Origin of the sequence: Rhizobium atlanticum (genome assembly GCF_030182485.1) — a bacterium.
GTDB lineage: Bacteria > Pseudomonadota > Alphaproteobacteria > Rhizobiales > Rhizobiaceae > Rhizobium.
This window is the reverse complement of the sequence record NZ_JAQJCJ010000014.1, coordinates 145653-163402: the sequence shown is the minus strand read 5'-3', so window position 1 is coordinate 163402 and position 17750 is coordinate 145653. Positions and strand designations below refer to the sequence as shown.

16 protein-coding genes and 1 pseudogene are annotated in these 17750 nt (G+C 62.3%); 8 read left to right on the top strand and 9 right to left on the bottom strand.

Annotated elements, in window-relative coordinates; genetic code table 11:
- Positions 1–195: 195 nt before the first annotated feature.
- Complete coding sequence (locus PH551_RS21130; RefSeq protein WP_285194816.1) at positions 196–837, top strand: TetR family transcriptional regulator; 642 nt, start codon at positions 196–198, stop codon at positions 835–837.
- A 6-nt stretch (positions 838–843) separates the two neighbouring features.
- Here PH551_RS21130 and PH551_RS21125 read toward each other — a convergent pair whose 3' ends face one another.
- Positions 844–1800, bottom strand: coding sequence for a LysR substrate-binding domain-containing protein (locus tag PH551_RS21125; RefSeq protein WP_097597820.1), 957 nt, complete (start codon positions 1798–1800; stop codon positions 844–846).
- Positions 1801–2107: 307 nt separating this feature from the next.
- On the opposite strand from PH551_RS21125, the gene PH551_RS21120 reads away from it, so the two are divergent.
- Positions 2108–2407, top strand: a complete 300-nt coding sequence (locus PH551_RS21120) for a DUF1127 domain-containing protein (RefSeq protein ID WP_097597819.1) — start codon at positions 2108–2110, stop codon at positions 2405–2407.
- A 119-nt stretch (positions 2408–2526) separates the two neighbouring features.
- Here the strand turns inward: PH551_RS21120 and PH551_RS21115 are convergent, their stop codons facing one another.
- The 5 genes from PH551_RS21115 to PH551_RS21095 all read right to left on the bottom strand — a co-directional run bounded on the left by PH551_RS21115 (position 2527) and on the right by PH551_RS21095 (position 7888).
- Positions 2527–3390, bottom strand: coding sequence for a DUF937 domain-containing protein (locus tag PH551_RS21115; RefSeq protein WP_097597818.1), 864 nt, complete (start codon positions 3388–3390; stop codon positions 2527–2529).
- A 151-nt stretch (positions 3391–3541) separates the two neighbouring features.
- Positions 3542–4915, bottom strand: a complete 1374-nt coding sequence (locus tag PH551_RS21110) for a glutamate--cysteine ligase (protein WP_285194815.1) — start codon at positions 4913–4915, stop codon at positions 3542–3544.
- Positions 4916–5059: 144 nt separating this feature from the next.
- Complete coding sequence (locus tag PH551_RS21105) at positions 5060–5797, bottom strand: 16S rRNA (uracil(1498)-N(3))-methyltransferase (RefSeq protein WP_285194814.1); 738 nt, start codon at positions 5795–5797, stop codon at positions 5060–5062.
- A 17-nt stretch (positions 5798–5814) separates the two neighbouring features.
- Entirely contained in the window at positions 5815–7311 is a 1497-nt protein-coding gene (locus PH551_RS21100) for an inorganic phosphate transporter (RefSeq protein WP_221126939.1), read from the bottom strand.
- A gap of 64 nt (positions 7312–7375) precedes the next feature.
- Positions 7376–7888 carry an NUDIX hydrolase gene (locus PH551_RS21095; RefSeq protein WP_285194812.1) on the bottom strand — a complete coding sequence of 171 codons (513 nt, stop codon included), beginning with the start codon at positions 7886–7888 and terminating at the stop codon, positions 7376–7378.
- Positions 7889–8149: 261 nt separating this feature from the next.
- Between PH551_RS21095 and PH551_RS21090 the strand changes: the two genes are divergently transcribed.
- Positions 8150–9028 (top strand): LysR substrate-binding domain-containing protein, encoded by an 879-nt coding sequence (locus PH551_RS21090; protein ID WP_285194811.1) that lies wholly within the window; start codon positions 8150–8152, stop codon positions 9026–9028.
- A 97-nt stretch (positions 9029–9125) separates the two neighbouring features.
- A complete protein-coding gene (locus PH551_RS21085; RefSeq protein WP_285194810.1) occupies positions 9126–10283 on the top strand; it encodes an adenosylhomocysteinase in 1158 nt (385 codons plus the stop codon).
- A gap of 89 nt (positions 10284–10372) precedes the next feature.
- Here PH551_RS21085 and PH551_RS21080 read toward each other — a convergent pair.
- Positions 10373–11263, bottom strand: a pseudogene (locus PH551_RS21080) (LysR family transcriptional regulator); the annotation flags it as partial.
- Between the two features lie 157 nt (positions 11264–11420).
- On the opposite strand from PH551_RS21080, the gene PH551_RS21075 reads away from it, so the two are divergent.
- The 4 genes from PH551_RS21075 to PH551_RS21060 all read left to right on the top strand — a co-directional run bounded on the left by PH551_RS21075 (position 11421) and on the right by PH551_RS21060 (position 16086).
- Positions 11421–12860, top strand: a complete 1440-nt coding sequence (locus PH551_RS21075) for an FAD-linked oxidase C-terminal domain-containing protein (protein ID WP_285194809.1) — start codon at positions 11421–11423, stop codon at positions 12858–12860.
- A complete protein-coding gene (gene glcE / locus PH551_RS21070) occupies positions 12857–14056 on the top strand; it encodes a glycolate oxidase subunit GlcE (RefSeq protein WP_085777088.1) in 1200 nt (399 codons plus the stop codon). The genes PH551_RS21075 and glcE overlap by 4 nt, the downstream gene beginning before the upstream one ends.
- A 238-nt stretch (positions 14057–14294) precedes the next feature.
- Positions 14295–15605, top strand: coding sequence for a glycolate oxidase subunit GlcF (gene glcF / locus PH551_RS21065; protein ID WP_285194807.1), 1311 nt, complete (start codon positions 14295–14297; stop codon positions 15603–15605).
- 43 nt (positions 15606–15648) lie between these two features.
- A complete protein-coding gene (locus PH551_RS21060) occupies positions 15649–16086 on the top strand; it encodes a hypothetical protein (RefSeq protein WP_285194806.1) in 438 nt (145 codons plus the stop codon).
- A gap of 143 nt (positions 16087–16229) precedes the next feature.
- On the opposite strand, the gene PH551_RS21055 is transcribed toward PH551_RS21060, so the two are convergent.
- Complete coding sequence (locus PH551_RS21055) at positions 16230–16904, bottom strand: outer membrane protein (RefSeq protein ID WP_085777091.1); 675 nt, start codon at positions 16902–16904, stop codon at positions 16230–16232.
- A 121-nt stretch (positions 16905–17025) separates the two neighbouring features.
- Positions 17026–17718, bottom strand: a complete 693-nt coding sequence (locus PH551_RS21050) for a L,D-transpeptidase (RefSeq protein ID WP_085777092.1) — start codon at positions 17716–17718, stop codon at positions 17026–17028.
- Between the last annotated feature and the right edge of the window lie 32 nt (positions 17719–17750).

The following is a 17750-nucleotide window of genomic DNA, read 5'->3' as shown; positions in this document are numbered from 1 at the left end:
CACACAACCTTTCGAAGTCTTTTCAATCCCCGTCAATTATCGCGATATGCTGCGAGGGCTTGATTTCACAGGCTTTTGCCGGTCGCTAAAATGTGAACTTTTCCATTTACCGCTGATGAAGGCCTGCAATGTCATATCCGCTCGATGCGGTGGTGGCAGATAGCTCCTGCGCGAAACAATAAGAATGGGAACGACATGGGCGCGGAAAGCATGGATCGCATCGGCTTGCGCAGGCAGCCGAAGCAGGAGCGCAGTATCCAGAGGCTGGATCTTATCCTCGCCGCCGCCGCCAAGATCATCGCCAAAAAGGGCGTCAGCGCCATGCGGATGACGGAACTCGCGATCGCCGCCAAGGTACCGATCGGCTCGGTTTACCAGTATTTTCCCGAGAAGGCGGCGATCGTAAAAGCCCTGTTCGACCAGCACGCTTCGGCGATCCAGGCGAAGACGGCGGCGATGTTCAGCGATGTGCAGTCACTCGACCAGGCCCTCGATCGCGTCTGCGCCACCATCGACTGGTATTACGAATCTTATCGCGACGATCCCGTCTATCGCGGCGTCTGGATGGGAACCGAAACCGATCAGGATCTGCTTCGGCTGAATATCGAGCATAGCGGCCGCGTCGCCGGTATCTTTCATGACGCCGTAAGCAGGTTGGCTCCCGACCTTTGCGACGAGGAAATGTTCGCGCGCACTTACCTTTTCAGCCACCTGATCGGCGCCGTCGTCCGGCTTGCCGCTGTCAGCGAAGAGACCATAGCGCGGCGCATGCTCGGCGAGTGGAAGCGCGTCATCCGCGTTTCCCTTTTCGCCGCGAGCGCGTCGAGCGCCGCCTGAGGCTTTCTACCAGCTCGGCATCATGTTGGCGGCCTTCGGCCGCGGGTAAAGGCGCGCCTGAGCCGATTTGACATCCGCGTCCAGACCGTCGTCGACGACAGCCGGCGTGATGTTGTCGAGGCAGGCAGTGATATGCGCCGTAATCGCGTTCATCAGCGACAGCGAGACGCCTGGCCGCTTCATGATGCCGATCTGCACCGGCGGCAGCGCCGGGAAACCGTCGGCCTGGCTTAGCACCTTCATGCCCGTCCGCAGCGCCGATTCCGGCATGACCGAGACCGCCATGCCGGCCAGCACCGCCGCGGCGACGACGGTGCAGGACCAGCTGGTGAACAGGATCTGGTGCTCGCGGCCGACGGCATCGAGAGCCGAGCAGGCGAGCTGGCGCCACTGGCAGTCGCGGCGGCCGACGGCAAGCGGCACCGGCGCGTCGTCGCGGATCGGATGGTTGGCCGAGCCGACCCAGCAGAGCGGCTCGGTTCTCACCACATCGGACATGCGCTCGCGCGGATTGTGGGTGACGAGCGCGATGTCGAGCTCACCCTTGTGCATGCGCTCGGCGAGATCCACCGAGGGCTCGCAGACGATGTAGAGCTCGACGTTCGGATGGGTCTTGGCAAAGCGGCCGATGATTTCAGGCATATAGCGATCGGCATAATCGTCCGGCGTACCGATGCGCAGCGTCCCCTCCAGCCTGTTGTCGTCGAAGGCGGCGATCGCCTCATTGTTGAGGCGGATAATGCGGCGGGCGTAATTGAGCAGTTTTTCCCCCTCGACCGTCAGCCGGTTACCGCGGCCGTCCTTGATGAACAGCTGCTTGCCGATGCGCTCTTCGAGACGGCGCATCTGCATGGAGACGGCGGATTGGGTTTTGTAGACCCTGTCGGCGGCCTTGGTGAAGCTGCCGGAATCGACGATGGCGATGAAAGTCTGCAATTGGTCGAGATCAAGAGGCGCGGACATGGGTTCACCTATAAAGATAGCTGATGATAATCATTAGAAACATTCGTTGGACTGATCAATAGGTCTTTGGCATCTTCGAGATGCAAATCAAGCAAAGTAAAGGACAGACACCCTGCCTGTCCTACAGCGCCGCGCGTCTTTTCCGACGCGCAAAGGGACGCTGTAGCATTTTGAGTGGCTGCATAATTTTATCCTTAAATCAATTCCGATTTAAGGAATTAAGCAGTGCCGAATCCAGCCTGCTCCCTTCCGCACGACCTCGCGGCAGGGGTGGGTTGTTGCGTGCCCCGAAAGAAAGGAGAGTTCGATGCACACGACAGACCGGACACTAGAACTCGACTGCGGTAAGCTTACCCCGACGTTTTACCAGCGTCTGGCGGCAGGCCTTGCGCCGTTGACCTTCCTCTTTCGCGTGTTCCGCAATCGCATGGAGATCAACGCGCTGCATGATCTGAACGACGCGCAGCTGAGGGACATCGGCCTCACCCGGGCCGACCTGACCTCGGCGTTCCTGGCCTCGACTTTTTTTGAGGACCCGTCGGAACATCTGACGCGCTCGGCGCGTAATCGTTGGCGCCTGCAGTTCTTCCGCTCCTCCGACGAGTAGGAGCGCGAGTTTCCCCGCAGGGTGATAGCCAATAGCCCTGCCGCTTGACCCGGTGATCGGCTTTCCCAGCCATCGCCGGGTCTTTTTATGCGTGCCGGATGTCGCCGGGACGCGACGCGTCAGGTCTCTGACGAAGGCTTCGGCCGGTAGGTTTCGAAGATCGCCTCCAGATTCCTCTGATAGCTCTTCTGCACCTCCAGCCCGCTGTCGAACATGGCGTTCAGCATTTCGGCATAGCTCTCGGCATTGAGTTTTTGCTCTTCCTTCGGCGCTGCCTGCGTCTTCGCTGCCGGCTTTTGGGCCGCCGGCTGCTGGCTGAGGCCGGCCATCATCTCCTGGAAAGCCTTGGCGAAGGGATTGTCGAGGAAGGGGTTGGGTTGAGGCGCCGGTTCGGGCTTCGGTGCCGAAAACATCGTCTGCATCGCTTGCGTGAACGGGTTGTCGAAGATGCTGGCTTCAGGAGCAGTCTTTGGCTTCGGTGCGAAGCCCGTGCTTTCCAGCCATTTCTGGATGGTCTCGCCCATCGCCGTGTTGACGAAGGGATTGACGGGCGCGGCCATTTGACCGGTCGTTTGCTTGAAGAGCCCGCCCATCAGCGTATCTGCCAGCACCGGCAGCATCTGTTTGTAGATTTCCTGCCCGATCCCGGTCATCTGGGCGGCCTGAGCTGCGATCGCCCGCGAAACCTCTTTGGAGCCGAAGAGCTGGGCGAGGATATTGTTGCCGTCGGAAATGCCCTCAGGCGTGAAAGCCCGGCTCATATCTTCGAAATAACGTGCGTAATTGCCGGAGGCGACGGCCTGCATCAATCCGACGAAATCGTAAGGATTACTGGTGCTGCGCTTCAGGCCGGCGGAAAAGGCCGGCATCAGCGCCGCCATGGCCTTCGTTGCCTGCTCCTGCGCCAGGTTGAATTGACGGGCGACCGCTTCCATCGCTGCGCCGTTCTGCGCCTGCATCATCATGTCGAAGAGTGGCAGCATGGAGGTCCCTTTCCCCGAGTCGTGACGCGTGTAACGCCACTATATCCGGAAAAGGTAATGTGCAAACGGCTTTTTGCCATAAGAACTTAAAGCTGTTCCGGCAAAGGCGCGGAGTGAGGTATCCGAGCTAGAGAGTGCCGGTGCGGCAAACCTAATACTGGTAGTCCTCGAAGACCGGCTCGACGGAAAGCTGCCAGCGGCCGTGATAGAGCGACAGCAGATCCTCGGCGAGCGTTGCCTTCTTGGCGAGCACTTCGTCGAGCGGCGCCAGGAAGATGCTCTCGTCCTGCCCTTCGCCGTTGAGCTTGCCGCGGGCTTTGAGGCCGGCCCTCGATATGCCCAACACCTCGCGCGCCGTCTCGAGAAGCGAGTGCCCGTGAAATTCAGCCTGCAGCCCTTCGGCCGGAACGGCGTTGCGCAGGGCGCTGACCTCGGCAAAGCTCCAATCCTTGGTCAGCTGGTCGGCTGCCTCGAGGGCTGCATCTTCATAGAGCAGGCCGACCCAGAAGGCCGGCAGTGCACAGATGCGCCGCCACGGGCCGCCGTCCGCACCGCGCATTTCGAGGAAACGTTTCAGCCGCACGTCGGGGAAGAGCGTCGAAAGATGGTTCGTCCAGTCGCCCATCGTCGGCTCCGGATCGGCGACCTCGCCCTTCAAGGCGCCGTTCATGAACTGACGGAAGGTGACGTGCGTACAGTCGTGATAGCGCCCGTTGCGGACGATGAAATACATCGGCACGTCGAGCGCCCATTCGGCGTAATCGCGGAAACCGAAGTCGTCGCGGAAGGTGAAGTCGAGCAGGCCGGCGCGTCGGTTGTCGACATCGCGCCAGATATCGCCACGCCAGGAAAGCAAACCGTTCGGCTTGCCTTCGGTGAAGGGCGAGGAGGCAAACAGCGCAGTCGCCAGCGATTGCAGCTTCATCGAGACACGCATCTTCTTGCGCATGTCGTCTTCCGAGGAGAAATCGAGATTCACCTGGATCGTGCAGGTGCGATACATCATGTCGAGACCCTTGGTGCCGACCTTCGGCATATAGCGGGTCATGATCTCGTAGCGCGATTTCGGCATCTGCGGAGTCTCGGCATAGGTCCATTTCGGACTGCCGCCGATGCCGAGGAAGCGGATGCCCATCGGCTCGGCGATCTCGCGCAGCGTCGCCAGGTGCTGGTTCGATTCCTTGCAGGTCTGGTGGATCGTTTCCAGCGGCGCGCCGGAGAGTTCGAACTGGCCGCCGGGTTCGATCGAGATCGCGCCCATGCCGTTCTGTTCGGCAAGGCCGATGATGTTGCCGCCGTCCACGATCGGCTCCCAGCCGCTCTTTTTCTGCAGGCCGGTGAGCAGGGCAGAAATGCTCGCATCGCCAAAATAGGGAACCGGGCTGTTGTCGGCGCGGAAGAAGGCGAACTTCTCATGTTCGGTGCCGATCCGGAAGCGCTCCCGCGGCTTGTTGCCCGCGGCGATGTAATCGGTCAGATCCTGAACCGAAGAGAGCGGCGTCTGGTCGGTAGTGTCGCGGGCCATGCGGGGTACCTGTATTCAAGAAGGCGCCCAGGGGGCGGGCAGTTGGAAGGTGATTAGGACCCAAGCCACGTTTGTTGCAAGTGAAATTCTTTCAACGACGCATCAAAAAAACAGCAGTGATTTCCGCGTCAACCGTTTTCCCGGTCACGTCCAGTCGCCGATCGCCGCCTGGACCACCGCCAGCGCCGCAACGGCCGCCGTATCTGCCCTGAGGATGCGCGGCCCGAGCGGAATGGCGGTGACGAAATCGAGGCTTCGAAGCCGCGCCCGCTCTTCTTCCGAAAAGCCGCCTTCCGGCCCGACGAGCAGAGCGAGATGCCTTTCCTGGATGGCTGCCAGCACCGGCAGCGGGTTTTGCCCGGCATCGCCCTCGTCGCAATAGATGATGCGCCGCTCGCTCGGCCAATGGTCGAGCAGATCGAAAAGTCTCACTGGTTCCGCCACATCAGGGATGCCGAGAACGCCGCATTGCTCCGCCGCCTCGACGACATTGGCACGCAGTTTGTCGACATTGGTGATTTTGCCCTGCACGTGCTGGGTCATGACGGGCTGCAGCAAGCCGGCGCCCATTTCGACAGCCTTCTGCACGAGATAATCCATGCGGCCGACTTTGAGCGGCGCGAAGAGATAATGCAGGTCGCAAGGCGCCGGCTGTGGCCGCGTCTGCTCGATCGCCGTCAGCTGGATGCGTTTGCGCGTGGGGAAGGAGAGGGAGGCCTTCCACTCGCCGTCCCGGCCGTTGAAGAGCAGGATCTCCGCAGCGTTCTCCATTCTCAGCACATTGGCGAGATAGTTGAACTGATCGGCATTCGCCTCCACGACGGCGCCGCTGGAAAGGGGCGCGTCGACGAAAAGCCGTTGCATGCGGAAATTGGCGCGCATTCGAAAAACCTGGAGCCTCAGATGAAGAGCGCGAACATAACCCAATAAATCATCGCTGCAAGCGTCGCCGAAACCGGGACGGTAATGATCCAGGCCGCGATGATCGTCATGAAATGTGAGCGGCGCACGAGGTAGCGCCGCCGCCTTTCATGAATGTTCGGCTCCTCCGGTTCATCCAGTTCCCAGCTCTCGGCCTTGCGCCTGATATAGGCGATGCGGCGCTTGGAACGGCGGGTGTACCATTCGCGGAAGAAGCCGACGCCGAAGACGGCGCCGACGGCAATATGCGTGGTGCTGACCGGCAGGCCGAGCCAGGAGGCGACGATGACGGTGAAAGCGGTCGACAGCGCGACGCAATAGGCGCGCATCGGGTTGAGCTTGGTGATCTCTTCGCCGACGAGGCGGATGAGGCGCGGCCCGAAGAGCAGCAGGCCGACGGAGATGCCGAAGGCGCCGATCAGCATTACCCAGAGGGGCGGATGGCCGACGCCGTCGCCGCCGATACCCACCGAATGGACGATCGCCGAAAGCGGCCCGACTGCGTTCGAAACGTCGTTTGCGCCATGCGCGAATGACAGCAGCGCCGCCGAGCCGATCAGCGGCAGCCGGAACAGCACCCGCAGTGAGCTATTGCGGTTTTCGAGATCCCGCGCCTGGGCGAGGACGAGCGGCCGAACGGCAAGCCAGCTCACCAGCCCCATGCCGATTCCGATCAGAATGACGGTGAAGGGCGGAAATCTGCCGATCGGCGACAGCTGCAGCAGCATATAGGCCATGAAGCCGCCGGCCATCGTCGCGACCAACACCGGCACCCAGCGCCGCGCCGCTGCGATTTTGTCGTCGCGATAGATGATGAGGGTCTTGACGAGATAGAGCAGACCGGCCGCGATCAGTCCGCCGAGCAGCGGCGAGGTGATCCAGCTCGAGGTGATCTCAAACATCACCCTCCAATTCACCGGCTCCGGCCCCACAGCTGAGATGCCGGCCCCGATCACTGCGCCGACGATCGCATGCGTGGTGGAAACCGGCGCATTCATCCAGGTTGCAAGGTTGATCCAAAGGGCTGCTGCGGTCAGCGCCGCCATCATGATCCAGCCGAGCACCGCCGGCGACACCTGGCCGGCATCGACGATGTCGGAGGAAATCGTCTTGACCACTTCGCCGCCCGCGATCGTAGCGCCTAAGACCTCGAAGATCGCAGCGATGACAAGCGCCTGGCCCATCGTCATGGCGCGTGCGCCTACGGCCGCACCGACATTGTTGGTCACGTCATTGGCGCCGATATTCATCGCCATGTAGCCGGCAAGGGCCGCTGCCGCCACGACGAGCACGGCGCCCGGACGGTCGAAGACGTAGACGCCTGCAAAGAGCATGACGATGCCGACGAAAATCAGCCCGAGCCCAGGCGCCACCAGCCGCCGCGCAACATGCTTCGCCGCATCCTCGACATAGGTAATCTTATCGAGGTCCTTGTCGAGCGTGCGTTTCGTCAGAACTGCGGGACGGGGCGGCATTCTTTTTCCTGAAGGATGAAATCTGCTTCTACGCTGCTTTCCTAGCAGTGCAAGATGGCAGGATTCATTCCACCGGAATTTGTTTCGTCGCCTTGGCCGAGAGTCTGTCGGTCATCTTTTGCTTGAAGGCGAGGAAGAGATTGCGAAGTTCTGGTTCGCGGACGCGGCTGGCCGCCTCGTCGCATGAGACCCATTCGATGGTGCGCTCGCCCTTTTCCTTGAAGTTCTTCGCCAAGTCGGTAACCTCAAGCGGATAGACCTGCACCTTGCAGACGACCTGCACCCCGTCACGCAGCACCTTCTGATAGGTGTAGAAACCCAGCGTTTCCGCCTCGGCCGCGCCGCGTACGCCGGCTTCTTCCAAGGCTTCCTGCGCGGCGACCTCATGAGCGCACTTACCGTTCATCGGCCAGCCCTTGGGAATGACCCAGCGCCCGGTGTCGCGGCTCGTCATCAGCAGAACTTCGACCTCAGCGCTTTTCTTCTTCACCCGGTAACAGATGGCACCATATTGCTGTCGCGGCGGGCGCCGGAACATCAGTTGCACATCGGATGCCAATCGGGCGAGAAGAGTCAATTGTCCGGTCACCTTTGCATGGTTGTTAGGAATCACTCATATACGTGTATCACGGAACCCTGACGCAATCCAAAGCCGCGGGCTATCCAAAACATGATTAGCCGCCGTTTTTAGGGGAAATCGAGCTGGGGCAGGCTCAGAAATCCGTCGCGGCCTGTTTCGAATGCGTCATATTGCACAGGTGTACAGTATGAGTCGGTCCGGACCCCTAATCAATGCCGGGACGAATTGTTCCCCTATCATTTTGCCAATGTGGTAATTATGCGTCTCCCGCCCCTCAATGCCGTCCGCGCCTTCGTGTCCGTCTGCCGCCATGGCAGCATTCTGAAGGCTTCCGAGGAGCTGAACGTGGTGCGCGGCGCCGTGCGCCAGCAGATTGCCACGCTGGAGAATCACTTCGGCCGGAAGCTTTTCACGCGCGACGGCCGCAGGCTGGTCCCGACACCAGAGGCGAGCGTGTTCGCCGAGGCTGCGAGCGCGGCTTTCGATATTCTGCAGCGGGCCGCTTTGGATTTCGAGGGTGCCGCACCTGGCCGTATTCGCCTCGGCGTGCCTTCCGCCTTCGCGGTCTGGTGGCTGATGCCGCGCGTTGCGGATATGCAGGCAAGCCTCGGCGATACTCTGATTGACATCGTGCCGATGGCCGTGGCCGAGCCGCTGCAGATGCACCCGGAACTGGATGCGGTGATCATGGGCGGCGAATACCGGCCGGCTGCAGGAATTGTCGCGCTGCGCTTCATGGAGGACGAATTCGGTCCCGTCGCCATCCCGGCGCTTGCCGCGACATTGTCCGCAGGACTCGGCGCGATGGGCGCTCTGACGCAACTCGTCAGCCGCAGCGTTCCGCGGTTATGGGACGACTGGTTCGCCGAAAGCGGCACGCCGCCGGTCAGCTTTTCCCGCCGGCAGGAATTCGAGGATCTGCTGCTGGCGCTCGCCGCTGCCCGCTCCGGGCTCGGCATCGCGCTTGCGCCGCGCGCCTCGATAGAGGACGACCTCGCACGTGGGCAACTGGCCGCGCCCTTCGGCTTCATTTCCCGGCCGTCGGGTTACAGTCTCTGCTGCCGCACGCCGGATGCCAAGCGGCCGGCCTTAGCGGCCTTGTCCGCCTGGCTGCTTCGCTGCGGAACACCGGCCTGAAAGGGCAGTTTTTCTGCTCCAGCGCCAGAATTACGTCCATGTCCGCCTTACTGCCGCTGCGCTAATACAGGCGCGGAAACGGAAAAAGGAAGAGAAGATGGAAAGCACCGCAACCCGCATCGACTGGATCGGCAGCGTCTGTCGGCTGCTCAAGGCAACAGCGGCGGAATTCGAGCGCACGCGCCCTTTAGATGGCCTGTCGATCGGCACCGGCATCCATCTGGAGCCGAAGACGGTGGCGCTTCTCATGACGCTTCGTGCCGGCGGAGCGCGCCTCGTTTGCACCGGCAATCTCAACAGCACCCAGCCCTCGACGGTCGAGTTCCTGCGCGCACAGGGCATCACTGTCTTTGCGACCCTGACGACCGATGCCGCGGCCCATCACCAGAGCCTGGAAGCTGTGATCGCCGAAAGGCCGGATCTGCTGCTCGATAATGGCGGTGATCTTTTCGCCATCGCCGTGGAAAAGCCTTTCGCCAATCTTCTCGGCGGCACCGAGGAGACGACGTCCGGCCGCACGCGGCTGTTGCCGATGCGCGCACGCCTGAACATGCCGATCCTCGTCATCAACGACAGCCCGATCAAGCAGTTTGCCGAGAACCGGCATGCGGTCGGTCAGAGCCTGTTCGAGAGCTATCTTCGCTTCACCAATCGCTCCACCAATGGCAAACGGGTGACGGTTTTCGGCTATGGCGCCTGTGGCAAGGGCACGGCCGCCTGTTTTCGCAATGCTTTTTCCACCGTCAGCGTTGTCGACATCGATCCGGTGACGACGCTCGAAGCCCATCTCGACGGTTTCGTGACGCCCTTGCGCGACGCCGCGATCCGCTCGGCCGATATCCTCATCACCGTCACCGGTTTTCCCGCTATTGTGACGGCGGCCGATCTGCCGCTTCTCAAGGATGGCGCGATCCTGATGAATGGCGGCCATTTTCCGCTGGAGATCGATGTCGAAGCCTTTCGGCGCCATCCCGATGTCGCCGGTATCAACCGATATGAGGCCGAGCATATCGAGACCTTCCATCTGAAGGATGGCCGTTCGTTCCACGTGCTTGGCCGTGGCCATATGGCCAACCTGGCCGGTCCCCGGCCGCTCGGCAATTCCGCCGAGTCGATGGACCTCGGCTTCACGCTTCAGGCCCGCTGCCTGGAGCGGATCGCGAAAGGCGAGGCCGGTGCCGAAGCCTGCGTGGTGCCGGTGCCCTCTGATATCGATGCGACGGTGGCGAGCGCCTATCTCGATCTCTGGCGTTAGAGCATGTCGGGAAATCAAGACTGAAAGCGTGGGCCGAGCGGATCTAGAAGATCGCGGCGCGCTTTAAGCCGAGGCAGCGGATCTGCGAGCTCCCAATAAGGGACGGGACCATAAAGCTCGGCCAGATAGTCGATGAACAGCCGCACTTTGGCCGGCAGGAACTGGCGGCTGGGATAGACGGCCGACAGGCCGACATTCTGTGAGCCCTCATAGGCCGGCAGCACCTGCACTAGTTGGCCGGACTTGAGTTCCTTGCCGATATCCCAGGTCGAGCGCAGGGCAATTCCAAGGCCTGCGATCACCGCTTCGCGGATCACTTCGCTGGAATTGGTGATCAGCATGCCCTCCGGCCGCAGGCTGAGCGCACCCTCCGGCCCGATCAGCCGCCACGTGTCGTTGTTGTGCGCCGGAAGGCATCGGTGGTGTTTCAGATCCTCGATGTCCCCCGGTTGGCCATGCGCAGCGAGATAGTCCGACGAGGCACAGAGCACCCGTCGCACCGGCGCCAGCCGCCGGGCAACGAGGCTCGAATCCGTCAACTCGGCGATTCGGATCGCCAGATCGAAGCCGCCTCCGACGATGTCTGAGAATTCGTCCGTCAGCACCAGGTTAATGGCAAGCTCTGGATGCGCCTCCATGAAATTCTTCAAATGCGGCGCGATATGCATGCGACCGAAGGAGGTCGGCGCCGAGATCTTCAGCGTGCCGTGCATCTGCGCCGAGCGGCCGGAAATGTAAAATTCAGCCTCCTCCAACCCGGCGAGAATACCGAGGACACGGTCGTAAAAACCCTGTCCGGCTTCCGTCAGCGAGATCTGCCGCGTCGTGCGCTGCAGAAGCCGGGTGCCGAGCCGGTCCTCCAGCCGTTTGATCCGCTTGGAGACGACCGCGGGCGAAAAGCCGAGGGCCCGCCCGGCGAGCGACATGCTGCCCGTCGAAACGACCTTGGCAAAGATTTCGAGATCACCCAGATTGGTCATAAGGTTTTCAGACTTTTTCCCTTTTGACATAAGTGCTTAGCATTTGCGCCACTTTCGGGAAAGTGCTAAGCCGGTTCACCGGCGGCAGAGGCTGGCGGCCCGTCCCGCTGTCATCTTGCCGCTGCGATTTCCGGTCGTCAGGGTCAGGGAGGACACCATGTCCGACGCCATTCCGTTTCTCGCCCCGCGCGCCGATGTGCTGGCGCGCCGCGCCCGGATCGTTGCCGATCTCGCCGATCTTCTGCCGCCGGAATGCCTGGTTCATGAGGCGCGCGAGCTGGTGCCGTTCGAAACCGACGCCTTCGTGTCCTATCGCCGCCTCCCGCTCGCCGTCGCCCTGCCGCGCACCACGGCCGAGGTCGCGGCCATCATGCGCTATTGCCACCGATACGGCATTCCCGTCGTGCCGCGCGGCGCCGGCACTTCGCTTTCCGGCGGCGCCATTCCGCAGGAGGATGCCGTCGTGCTCGGCCTGTCGAAAATGAACAGCATTCTCGAAATCGATCTGCCGAACCGTGTCGCCGTGGTTCAGGCCGGCGTCACTAATCTCAACATCTCCGAATCCGTCTCCGCGGACGGCTTTTTCTATGCGCCCGACCCGAGTTCGCAGCTCGCCTGCACCATCGGCGGCAATATCGGCATGAATTCCGGCGGCGCCCATTGCCTGAAATATGGCGTTACCACCAACAATCTGCTCGGCGTCAGAATGGTGCTTGTCGACGGCACGGTGATCGAGCTCGGCGGCAAGGCGCTGGACGCGGCCGGTTACGACCTGCTCGGCCTCGTCTGCGGCCACGAAGGCCAGCTCGGCATAGTCACCGAGGCAACGGTGCGGCTGATCGCCAAGCCGGAAGGTGCCCGTCCCGTGCTCTTCGGCTTCGAAAGCTCGGAAGAGGCCGGCGCCTGCGTTGCCGATATCATCGCCGCCGGCATCATCCCGGTTGCCATCGAATTCATGGACAAGCCGGCAATCGAGATCTGCGAGGCCTTCGCCCATGCCGGCTATCCCCTCGATGTCGGGGCGCTGCTGATCGTCGAGGTCGAGGGTTCGGAAGCCGAAATGGACGCCACCCTGAAGGATATCGTCGAGATCGCCCGCCGCCATGCTGTGAAGACCGTACGCGAATGTCAGTCGGCCACCGAGGCCGCGCTGATCTGGAAAGGGCGCAAATCCGCCTTCGGCGCCACCGGCCGCATCGCCGACTATATCTGCATGGACGGCACCGTGCCGCTCAGCCAGCTTTCCCATGTGCTGAAGAAGACCACGGAGATCGTCGATCATTACGGCCTGCGGGTTGCCAACGTCTTTCATGCCGGCGACGGCAACATGCATCCGCTGATCCTCTTCAATGCCAACGACCCCGAGGATGCCGCCCGCGCCGAAGCCGCCGGCAACGATATCCTCAAGCTCTGCGTCGACGCCGGCGGCTGCCTCACCGGCGAGCATGGCGTCGGCATCGAAAAGCGCGACCTGATGCGCCATCAATATTCGGAGGCCGATCTCGCCCAGCAGATGGCGGTGCGCGCCGCCTTCGATCCGGGCTGGCTCCTCAACCCATCGAAGGTCTTCCCGCTCGAAGGGCGCCCGTCCCAATGATCGATCTGATGCCCACAAGCGAGGAACAGGCGGCGGCGATCGTCCTCACACATGCGGAGACGAACCGGCCGCTCGCTATCTGTGGCGGTGATACGCGCTCGGGTTTCGGCAACGCCGTTGCATCGGAAGACCGGCTGCGATCGACCAGGCTTTCCGGCATCATCGCCTACAATCCCGGCGAGATGGTCATGACGGTCCGCTCGGGTACGCCGCTTGCCGAGGTCGAGGCGGCACTGTCCGAAGGCGGCCAGATGCTTGCCTTCGAGCCAATGGATCATCGGCCAATCATGCGCAGATCGGGCGAGCCGACGATCGGCGGCGTCTTTGCCGCCAATGTCTCCGGCCCGCGCCGCCTCATTGCGGGGGCTGCCCGCGACAGCCTGCTCGGCGTGCGCTTCGTCAACGGCAGGGGCGAGATCATCAAGGCCGGCGGCCGGGTGATGAAGAATGTGACCGGCCTCGATCTCGTCAAGCTGATCGCCGGCTCGCACGGCACGCTGGGTTTCATCACCGAACTGACCTTCCGCGTGCCGCCGCGCCCGAAGACGGAACAGACGCTGGTGCTCTCCGGCCTCAACGATGCCGAAGCGGCCAATGCCATGGCGGCGGCGATGGCGCTGCCGGTCGAGATCTCCGGTGCTGCCCATCTGCCGCTGACGGTGACCTGGAAATTCCTTGCCGGCAAATTGCCCGAGGGCGAGGCGACGGTTCTGCGCGTCGAAGGCTTGCCCGGTTCGGTCGACGTGCGCATCGAGAAGCTTGCGGCCGCGATGTCGGCCTTTGCCACGGTGACGCGGCTGGATGAGCCGGAAAGCCGCAGACTCTGGCGAGAAATCCGTGATGTATTACCCTATGCCGACGGCACGACGCGGCCGGTCTGGCGCGTTTCGGTTGCGCCGGGAAACGGCCATCAACTGGTCTCGGCACTCCGCCTCGAAGCCGGCGTCGACGCCTTCTACGACTGGCAGGGCGGTCTCGTCTGGATGAGGATGGAGGCGGATCCTGAAGCAGATCTGGTCCGCCGCTTCATCAAGGCGCTCGGCGGCGGCCATGCGACACTGATCCGTGCATCGGAGGCAGCGAGGGCGGCAACGGCGGCGTTCCATCCGGAGCCGGAGGCGGTGGCGATGCTGTCGCGGCGGGTGAAGGAAAAGTTCGATCCGGCTGGGATTTTTAATCCGGGGAAGATGGGGTGAGAAGATGAGTCTGTGCGCGGGTCACCCCCCTCTGTCCTGCCGGACATCTCCCCCACAAGGGGCGAGATCGGATCGGGGCGACGGCTTCCCCAAACAACGGGGGCACTGCCGGTCGAACACGGCAGAGAGGGACCGATGGCCGATCGTCTTGCCGATCTCCCCCCTTGTGGGGGAGATGTCCGGCAGGATAGAGGGGGGTGCCCCAGGCACAGCGCCCCCTAAGCGGAGGCCCCGCTAGATGCAAACCAATTTCACCCCGGCCCAGCTCGCCGATCCCCATGTCGCCGAATCGGAGCAGATCCTGCGCAAATGCGTTCATTGCGGTTTCTGCACCGCCACCTGTCCCACCTATGTGACGCTCGGCAACGAGCTCGATAGCCCGCGCGGTCGCATCTATCTCATCAAGGACATGCTGGAAAACGGCCGGCCCGCCGATGCCGAGGTCGTCACCCATATCGACCGCTGTCTCTCCTGCCTTGCCTGCGTCACCACCTGTCCCTCGGGCGTCGACTATATGCATCTGGTCGATCACGCCCGCGCCCATATCGAAAAGACTTACAGACGGCCGTTCATGAACCGGCTGACGCGCGCCATTCTCGCGGCCGTGCTGCCCTTTCCCGGCCGGTTCCGGCTGGCGCTCCATCTCGCCCGTCTCGGTCGCCCCTTTGCCGCACTGATGCGGGGGGCAGCGCTGCAGCCCTTTGCCGCCATGCTGGCGCTTGCACCGCGCCGCATCCCCGCACCTTCAGACTTTTCAAAACCCGGCACATATCGGCCCGGGGCGGAGCGGCGCGGCCGGGTGGCGATCCTGTCCGGCTGCGCCCAGCCGGTGCTCGATCCCGGCATCAACGCGGCGGCGATCGGGCTGCTGACGCGGTTCGGCGTCGAGGTCGTGGCGCCGGAAGGCGAGGTTTGCTGCGGTTCGCTGGTCCACCATATGGGCCGCGCCGAGCAGGCGCTCGCAAGCGCCCGCACCAACGTCGATATCTGGACGCGCGAGATCGAGAGTCATGGCCTCGATGCGATCATCATCACCGCTTCGGGCTGCGGCACGACGATCAAGGACTACGGTCACATGCTGCGCCTCGACCCCGCCTATGCAGCAAAGGCGGCCAGGGTTTCGGCGCTGGCAAAGGACATTAGCGAATATCTGGCGACCCTCGACCTGCCGGCCCATATGCCGAGGGGCATCACGGTCGCCTATCATTCCGCCTGTTCGATGCAGCACGGCCAGCGCATCACCCTTCAGCCGAAGCAACTGCTGAAGGCGGCGGGCTTCACCGTGCGCGATCCGGCCGAAGGCCATCTCTGCTGCGGCTCGGCCGGCACCTACAACCTCCTGCAGCCGGAGATTTCGGCGGCGCTGAAGGCGCGTAAGGTCAAAAACATCGAAGCCACCAAGGCCGATATCATCGCCACCGGCAATATCGGCTGCATCACCCAGATCGCCACCGGAACCGAGATCCCGATCCTGCATACGGTCGAACTTCTCGATTGGGCCTATGGCGGCGCTATGCCGGAAAAATTAACCGGTTTGCCGTTAGGCTGAAGGCAATGCGGGCCCATTCGGGCCGCTCCCGGGAGGTTGGGCGATGTGGCGGGGAATGATTGTACTTGCGGGACTGCTCGGTGCGGCAGGCGCGGCCCGTGCCGACAGCCGCCTATTTTGTTCCGCCGATGACGCGCAGGCGCGCTTCACCCTCGAGAGCGGTTTCGCAAGCGATGCCGGCCACAGGCTCAACCATTTCCGCGGCGCGCTTATTGTCAAGGATCCCGCACAAGCGGCCTTTGCAAAACGTGTGTTCGAATCACAGCATCTGAGCAATCACTGGTCGCGCGATGGCGAACTGCTCCTGGAAGTCTTCGACGGCGGCGGTGACGATACCGGCGGCGCAACGCTGGATCTGGTGGTGGTCGCCGGCGCGCGTGGCAAGCCGGCGGCGAATTTCAGCGGCACCTATTCCCTGGCCATCGATGGCGGCAGCAAACCTTACGCCGCCGAGGGTAAGGTCAGTTGCGGCACGAAATAGCGCCGGGGCAATTCAAACTGTCCTCGCGTCCTTTGCGCCTCTGAAAGGCGTGCAGCGTTGCAGCGGACCGAAATCGGAACGAAAAAACAATAAAAGCGCCGCGCCTCCTACCGGGTTCGCGGCGCTCTGTTTCTCTTATTCTGTTACCAGTGGAACGATACGCCGACGTTGACGGCATTCGTGAAGATGTTGGTCTTCAGGTCCACACCGCTATCGATCGGAACGTCGACGCGCGAATAGGTGCCCTTGTATTCGACGAAGGTCGACCAGCGGTCGGTCACCTTGAAGTCGACGCCGGCCTGGGCCTGCAGCGTCACGCCGCCGAATTCATAAGCCCAGGTCTTGCCCTCGGGGCGAATCACTTCGACATGCGGGATGTTGACGCCGATGCCGGCGCCGAGATAGGGCGTCCAGCGGCGGGTGGGATCCTGGAAGCGATAGAGACCGTTAATGGTTAGCAGGTTGAGGCCGTCGGTGAATTCGAAATGCGACCAGCCGGTCTTTTCGAGGGTATCGTCGTCGGCATAGACCTTGTCATGGGTGTAATCGAGCGAGATACCCCAGTTCGGCTTGTTGAAGTTTTCGAGCCACCAAGTGACGCGGCCGCCGTAATAGGGCGGGCTTCCGAAGGATTTGCCTTCCCAACCGGCGGTGAAATGTGTGCCGTCGGAAAGGTCAACACCACTGTGCGGCGCGGTCTGGTAGCCGCCATAGATGGAGAATTCCAGATCTTCCGCTGAAGCCGAGGCGGCTGAAAAGATGGTGAAAAATGCGATGCCCGCAAGAAGGGAGGCGGAGGAGCGCAGCGCAGACGTCATTGAATAACCCCAAATTGCAATATGTCGACTCTGAGGCAGCTTTGGCAGTTTTCCGCCGCAATGTCTAAGCAAAACAAAGGGCGCCTCCAATGGCGCCTTTCGTTTTTTTCTAAAGTGTTGCTCAGCCGCCGAACATCGTGCGCAAAACGTCGATGCCTCTGTCTTCGAACGCCACGTTGCCCTGCTTGTTGCCGGGACCGATGACGATCACCTTGGTGCCGACGGGGGCGCGATCGTAAAGATGCATCACGTCCTCGTTCATCATGCGGATGCAGCCGGAAGACATGTTGAGGCCGATCGTCCAAGGCTGGTTGGTGCCGTGGATGCGGAAGATGGTGTCGCGGCCGCCCTGATAGAGATACATGGCGCGGGCGCCGAGCGGATTGTCCTCGCCGCCTTCCTGGTAGGCGGGGATGATGTGGCCTTTGGCGGCTTCGCGGCGGCGCATTTCGGCCGGCGGCGTCCAGGCCGGCCATTCGGCCTTGCGGCCGATCTTAACGATGCCCGACCAGCCGAAGCCGTCGCGGCCGACGCCGATGCCGTAGCGGGTGGCGCGGTTGTTGCCTTCGACCAGGTAGAGATATTTGTTGTTGGTATCGATGATGACGGTGCCAGCCGCTTCCGTCGTCACCAGGCGCACTTTCTTGCGCTTGAACTGCGGCTTTACGTACTTCGGCATCTGCGCCACGCGCACAATCTGCGCCGGCTGCCGTGCATTGTCGGAAGCCGAGCCGACCGGCGCGGCGAAGGCTGATGTAGAAATCAAGGACAGGACAAGTCCGGCCGCGGCCAGTCCCGGCATCACTTTGATCATAGTCGATTCCCCTCAAGCAAGTCCGCCCGAAG

Bases quoted from the DNA above. Each gene is read 5' to 3' on its own strand.
- PH551_RS21130 (WP_285194816.1), top strand. From the start codon at position 196: ATGGGCGCGGAAAGCATGGATCGCATCGGCTTGCGCAGGCAGCCGAAG.
- PH551_RS21125 (WP_097597820.1), bottom strand. From the start codon at position 1,800: ATGTCCGCGCCTCTTGATCTCGACCAATTGCAGACTTTCATCGCCATC.
- PH551_RS21120 (WP_097597819.1), top strand. From the start codon at position 2,108: ATGCACACGACAGACCGGACACTAGAACTCGACTGCGGTAAGCTTACC.
- PH551_RS21115 (WP_097597818.1), bottom strand. From the start codon at position 3,390: ATGCTGCCACTCTTCGACATGATGATGCAGGCGCAGAACGGCGCAGCG.
- PH551_RS21110 (WP_285194815.1), bottom strand. From the start codon at position 4,915: ATGGCCCGCGACACTACCGACCAGACGCCGCTCTCTTCGGTTCAGGAT.
- PH551_RS21105 (WP_285194814.1), bottom strand. From the start codon at position 5,797: ATGCGCGCCAATTTCCGCATGCAACGGCTTTTCGTCGACGCGCCCCTT.
- PH551_RS21100 (WP_221126939.1), bottom strand. From the start codon at position 7,311: ATGCCGCCCCGTCCCGCAGTTCTGACGAAACGCACGCTCGACAAGGAC.
- PH551_RS21090 (WP_285194811.1), top strand. From the start codon at position 8,150: ATGCGTCTCCCGCCCCTCAATGCCGTCCGCGCCTTCGTGTCCGTCTGC.
- PH551_RS21085 (WP_285194810.1), top strand. From the start codon at position 9,126: ATGGAAAGCACCGCAACCCGCATCGACTGGATCGGCAGCGTCTGTCGG.
- PH551_RS21075 (WP_285194809.1), top strand. From the start codon at position 11,421: ATGTCCGACGCCATTCCGTTTCTCGCCCCGCGCGCCGATGTGCTGGCG.
- glcE (WP_085777088.1), top strand. From the start codon at position 12,857: ATGATCGATCTGATGCCCACAAGCGAGGAACAGGCGGCGGCGATCGTC.
- glcF (WP_285194807.1), top strand. From the start codon at position 14,295: ATGCAAACCAATTTCACCCCGGCCCAGCTCGCCGATCCCCATGTCGCC.
- PH551_RS21060 (WP_285194806.1), top strand. From the start codon at position 15,649: ATGTGGCGGGGAATGATTGTACTTGCGGGACTGCTCGGTGCGGCAGGC.
- PH551_RS21055 (WP_085777091.1), bottom strand. From the start codon at position 16,904: ATGACGTCTGCGCTGCGCTCCTCCGCCTCCCTTCTTGCGGGCATCGCA.
- PH551_RS21050 (WP_085777092.1), bottom strand. From the start codon at position 17,718: ATGATCAAAGTGATGCCGGGACTGGCCGCGGCCGGACTTGTCCTGTCC.